Below are 5,332 nucleotides of genomic sequence, written 5' to 3' on the forward strand. Positions count from 1 at the left end.
ACAGGTAGATGTCGCCGGCGATGCCCTCCTCGTGCAGACGCTGTTCGGCGTCGATCTGCAACCCTTCCAGGATGCGCTCGCCGGCCTTGTCATGGGCCACCAGGTCCGGGAGGCTGTCGCACTCGGGGGTGGCGTACTCGGGGTGGCTTCCCACGTCCAGGTACAGGCGGGCACCGTTGCGCAGGAATACGTTGCTGCTGCGCCCCCAGGAGACCACCCGTCGGAAGAGGTAGCGGGCGACCTCGTCCGGTGACAGGCGACGCTGTCCCCGAAAGGTGCACGTGACCCCGTACTCGTTCTCCAGCCCGAAGATCCGTCGTTCCACGTGGCCTCACCAACTTCCCGTCACCGGGGTGTGAGCGACGGGGCCACGTCGTCCACACCCGCCCGGCCGGTGCGACGCTCCGATGGCGCCGCACCGTCGTTCTCGTCCGTCAGTCCTGGTCGGCCTCGTCATCGGTGGTGTTCGCGCCGCCGGAGGCGTTCGCGGCGTTGTTCCGCTGGCCCTCCTCGATGAGGGAGATCAAGCGGGAGCCGTGAATGCGGCGGAACTTGCGGTGATGCCTGGAACGTTCGAGCACGGCGACCTCCAGGTTGGAGGCCTCCAACTCACGCGCCTCGCCGTTTTCGTGGGCCAGTGCGTGGGTGGCGGCGTTCAGGGCCGCGCTCAGCGGAGCGTCGGCCACGAAGCGGTCCTTGAGGATCTCCCCGACCTGTTCGGAGGAACCGCCCACCGCGACGAAGCCTTGTTCGTCCACGATGGAGCCGTCGAAGGTGATGCGGTAGATCTCGTCCCCGTCCGCGGTGTCACCGACCTCGGCGACGACGATCTCCACCTCCCACGGTTTGAGACTCTCACTGAAGACGGTACCCAGGGTCTGGGCATAGATGTTGGCGAGTTGACGGCCGCTGACATCGCGACGATCGAACTGGTATCCGCGCACGTCGGCGAAACGAACACCCATCAGGCGTAGGTTCTCGAACTCGGGGTAGCGCCCGACCGCGGCGAAACCGATGCGGTCGTAGAGTTCGCTGATCTTGTGCAGGGTGCGAGACATGTTGTCCGCCACCAGAAGGATTCCGCCCTCGTACTGCAGGACGACGGCGCTGCGGCCGCGCGCGATGCCCTTGCGCGCGTAGTCCGCTTTGTCCTTCATCTGCTGTTCGGGGGCGACATAGAACGGCATCGACACCGCGGATCGTTTCCTTACCTAGTCGGGAGAGGTCGTGTACTGGGGGGCGGTGGCCCCGGTCGGTGCGACCGGATCAGTCCAACCTGGCCGTGGGGCCGTCGGGATTCTCGGCACGCCCCTGGACCACCTCCGTGGCCAGCCGGGCGACCTCTTCGGTGGGAACACGGCGGTGGCCGTCCTCGGTGATGACGTCGATCAGGGGGAAGATCCGCCGGTGCAGGTCGGGCCCGCCGGTGGCGGAGTCCTCGTCGGCGGCGTCGTAGAGAGATTCCAGCGCGACCTTGATGGCGGTGGTCTCGTCGAGGTCCTCGCGGTAGAGCTTCTTGATCGAACCCTTGGCGAAGACCGAACCGGACCCGATGGAGTGGTAGCGCTGCTCCTCATAGCGTCCACCCACCGCGTCGTAGCTGAAGACCCGTCCTTGCTCGGTGACCTCGTCGAACCCGACCAGCAGAGGGATCACCACGAAGCCCTGCATGGCCATGCCCAGGTTGCCGCGAACCATCTGGGCCAGCTTGTTCGCCTTACCCTCCAGGGAGAGGGAACGGCCCTCCAACTTCTCGTAGTGCTCCAACTCCACCTGGTACAGGCGGGCCAGTTCGATACCGATCCCGGCCGAGCCCGCGATGGCGACCGCGGAGAACTCGTCGGTCCGATAGAGCTTGTCCATGTCCCGGTTGGCGATGACGTTGCCCTGGGTGGCCCGCCGGTCGCCGGCCAACAGGACGCCTCCGGGGAAGGTCAGCGCGACGATGGTCGTCGCGTCCGGGGTGAGGTGGTCGGCGCTCCCTCCGGTGGTACCCAAGTGCTGTCCGGGCAGCAACTCGGGGTTGACCGCCCGGAGGAACTCGGTGAAGGACGAGGTACCCGCACTCATGAAAGCGGCCGGCATCCGTCCGCCCTCGAACCCTTCGAACACGCGACTCCCTCCACTCGCGCCCCACCCCGTCTCGGGGGCGGGTGGGGCGCTGTCATCGGTTTGTGTTTCGGCTGGTGCTTCGGCCGGGGCAGCACGTGCCCGACCAGGCCGATGAATCGACCCTAACGCTGCGCGCACCGAGGACGGACGCTCCCGTGTGCGCTGTCAGCGAACCGTTCGAGGGATGGTCACTGACCGCCCTTTTGTACGAACTGCCGCACGAAGTCCTCGGCGTTGCTCTCCAGTACGTCATCGATCTCGTCGAGGATGTCATCGACGTCCTCGTCCAGTTCCTCGTTGCGTTCCTGGGCCTGCGCGGTGGCCTCGGTCTCCTCGACCTCTTCGTCGCGGCGCGAGGTGTGCTTCTGACCGCCGGTGTCCTTCGTCGCCATCGTTTACTACCTCCCGTTCGGGGCTCTCGCCCTTATCTTGGCCCAACGCTCCCCACCTCAACCGTCTTCCCGGGGCCCGATACCCGCTAGTTACCTCGGAATCATCCCGCTGCACGCGCGAGACGGCCGGGTCCGGTGCCGCCTGGACTCCGCTTTCGGGTGTGTCCCAGGATCAGAGCGAGGGGCTCTCAGAGCGAACACTTCTGCGACATACGCACATGTGTTCATCTATCGCACTTGATCTTCGAGGGGTTCGGAGCCCTGACCATTCCGGTTGCTTCTACGTGTTCGAAACATCGCGGATGGTACGCGGTTTTAGTGGCCGCATCCGGCCAAGCCTCAATCCTTGACATACCCACTGGATTGTGATCAGCGCGCCATCTCGCCAATAAAAGAGGAGGTCGACGAACCCGTCACCCAACGTGAGGGCTTCAATGAATCCTTTCGTCGGATCATCCTCTTGCCCCACCTCTAAATCAGCAGCTTTACGGGGTTCCGATGTCCAAGATGTGCACTTATGGTGGTGCATCGTTTACCGATCGTCTCGGTGAACGAACGAGGACCTCGCCCCCATGGGAGGTTCTCCACTTCTCGGGAACCACCCGTCCACCCCTGAACGGACGAGCATCCCGAACCCGCCCCATTCCCCTAGAAGAGCAGGGATCTATGCGACCCTCCCCCGTTATCTCCGCGATCGGCACGGGAGCCTTGGCCTTCGGGCTGACGTTGTCCGTGGCTCCGAGTGCCGGAGCCGCGACCGTGCCGACCGAACCCGTCGCCCAAGACGACGCCACCATGCAGGAGGCGCTCGAGCGCGACTTCGGCCTCACCCCGTTCGAGGCCGAAGAACTGCTCGACGCCCAGGCCGAGGCGTTCGAACTGGACGAAGCCGCGACCGATGTCGCGGGCGAGGCCTACGCGGGCTCGGTGTTCGACACCGACACCCTGGAGCTGACCGTCCTGGTGACGGACGCCTCCGTGGTCTCAAAGGTCGAGGCGACCGGTGCCGAGGCCGAAATGGTCACCCACGGCACCGAAGGCCTGGCCGAGATCATGGCCGAACTCGACGCGGTCGGCGCCCAGCCGGGCGTGGTCGGCTGGTACCCCGACATCGAGACCGACACGGTCGTCATCGAGGCCACCGACGCCACCGGAGCCCAGAGCCTCATCGAGAGCGCGGGCGTGGACGCCTCCGCCGTGGAGGTGGAGACCACCGACGAACAGCCGCGGCTGTACGCCGACATCGTCGGTGGCGACGCCTACCACATGGGTGGCGGCCGCTGCTCCATCGGATTCGCGGTCACCGGCGGCTTCGTGACCGCCGGGCACTGCGGAACCGTCGGTACCACGGCCCAGAGCGCCGACGGTTCCGGCTCCGGCACGTTCCAGCAGTCGATCTTCCCCGGAAACGACGCGGCGTTCGTCTCGGCGACCTCCAACTGGACCGTCACCAACCTGGTCAACATGTACAGCGCCGGCGGCACCCAGACGGTCGGCGGCTCCTCCCAGGCCCCGGTCGGCTCCGCCGTGTGTCGTTCGGGTTCCACCACCGGTTGGCACTGCGGCACCATCCAGGCTCGCGGCCAGACGGTGAGCTACCCCGAGGGCACGGTCCAAGACCTGACCCGGACCAGCGTGTGCGCCGAGCCCGGCGACTCGGGCGGTTCGTTCATCAGCGGCGACCAGGCCCAGGGCGTCACCTCCGGTGGCTCGGGTAACTGCTCCACCGGTGGTACGACGTACTACCAGGAGGTCAACCCGATGCTGAACTCGTGGAACCTCACCCTGGTGACCTGATCACCGTAGGTCCTCCGACCGCGCCCCCGCCCGCCTTGGAGCGAGCGGGGGCGTCCCTGTCCTCGAGGGTCTCCTACCGCCCCTCGTCCCGGGCGCTCCGCCCCGTTCCCCCCTCAAGGAGAGCGGTCATGTCCCTGGGTTCCGCCGGCCCGCGTCGAAGTCGCCGAGTGCTCTGGTGGTCACTCCGGCCGGCCTCCTGTCATCGACTCTCGCCCCACCTTCTTCCCAAGCGTCGCCCCCCTGTTCGGCACGTGGTGGCCGTCCCCGTTCACCGGGCCGGGGAGTGCTCAGGCTCCTGAACGAGCCGGATCGGACCGAGCGCGTCCGGAACCGGCCACGGCTCCCCTGTGTCCCTTTCGGCGGCGGAAGCGCCGTTTCATGCTCCCGAACGCCCTGAGCACACGCCTTTGACCATCAGTGTTACGTCCGTGTATCCGAGTGAACACGTTTGGCACCTGGCACCAGTGTCCGCATGTGGCCACTTTGCCCCCCTTGCGCGGCAAGCCTCGCTTCGGTCTGTAATCTTTCCGGCCGGTAATGACAAGGTAAAGTCGCCGTCCACCACACACAGCGACGAAAATAAGACCTATGGCCCGATGACCGGATATCGCCTTGAATGCTTTTCCTCGATCAAGGTCTTTCCCTCACCAAAACGTGCACCTATGGTTGGGCGTTGTTTACCGGGTGTCTCGGTGAACAACGGTGGCCGAATCCCTCGGTCACCGGTTCCCCCGCTAATCCCCCTGGAGAGTAGGGACCAATGCGACCCTCCCCCGTTGTCTCCGCCATAGGTACAGGAGCCTTGGCCTTCGGCCTGGCTCTGGGCACTTCCCCCGCGGCCATCGCCGCCCCCGCCCCCCAGTCCCCCGACACCGAAACGCAGGCCGAGGCCGTCACCATGGCCGAAGCCCTCCAACGCGATCTCGGTCTGTCCTCCTCCGAGGCCACCGAACTCCTCGCCGCACAGGCCGAGGCGTTCGAGGTCGACGAGGCCGCCACCGAGGCCGCCGCCGACGCCTACGGCGGGGCCC

At 66.2% G+C, this 5,332-nt stretch carries 4 protein-coding genes and 2 pseudogenes (1 of these 6 cut by a window edge); 2 read left to right on the forward strand and 4 right to left on the reverse strand.

From position 1 onward, the window contains the following. From pafA to D472_RS0112840, 4 genes and pseudogenes are all read right to left on the reverse strand, one after another. Positions 1-325 (reverse strand): annotated as a pseudogene (gene pafA, locus D472_RS26745) (Pup--protein ligase); it reaches 1,017 nt to the left of the window's first position. Positions 326-434: 109 nt separating this feature from the next. Continuing rightward, positions 435-1,193: a proteasome subunit alpha gene (gene prcA, locus D472_RS0112830; RefSeq protein WP_026117639.1), complete on the reverse strand. Its 759-nt coding sequence runs from the start codon at positions 1,191-1,193 to the stop codon at positions 435-437. 73 nt (positions 1,194-1,266) lie between these two features. Then, positions 1,267-2,112 carry a proteasome subunit beta gene (gene prcB / locus D472_RS0112835; RefSeq protein ID WP_017604888.1) on the reverse strand — a complete coding sequence of 282 codons (846 nt, stop codon included), beginning with the start codon at positions 2,110-2,112 and terminating at the stop codon, positions 1,267-1,269. A gap of 188 nt (positions 2,113-2,300) precedes the next feature. Then, positions 2,301-2,504: a ubiquitin-like protein Pup gene (locus D472_RS0112840; protein ID WP_017604889.1), complete on the reverse strand. Its 204-nt coding sequence runs from the start codon at positions 2,502-2,504 to the stop codon at positions 2,301-2,303. Positions 2,505-3,170: 666 nt separating this feature from the next. On the opposite strand from D472_RS0112840, the gene D472_RS0112845 reads away from it, so the two are divergent. Together D472_RS0112845 and D472_RS0112850 are read left to right on the forward strand one after the other, a co-directional pair. Further along, on the forward strand, positions 3,171-4,301 hold the full coding sequence (locus D472_RS0112845; protein WP_017604890.1) for a S1 family peptidase: 1,131 nt from the start codon (positions 3,171-3,173) through the stop codon (positions 4,299-4,301). 760 nt (positions 4,302-5,061) lie between these two features. Then, positions 5,062-5,332, forward strand: a pseudogene (locus tag D472_RS0112850) (S1 family peptidase); the annotation flags it as partial.

The organism is Nocardiopsis alkaliphila YIM 80379 (assembly GCF_000341005.1).
GTDB lineage: Bacteria > Actinomycetota > Actinomycetes > Streptosporangiales > Streptosporangiaceae > Nocardiopsis > Nocardiopsis alkaliphila.

What these genes read in the sequence shown, in the direction of transcription:
- D472_RS0112840 (WP_017604889.1), bottom strand. Translation starts at nt 2,504, where the DNA reads ATGGCGACGAAGGACACCGGCGGTCAGAAGCACACCTCGCGCCGCGAC.
- D472_RS0112845 (WP_017604890.1), top strand. Translation starts at nt 3,171, where the DNA reads ATGCGACCCTCCCCCGTTATCTCCGCGATCGGCACGGGAGCCTTGGCC.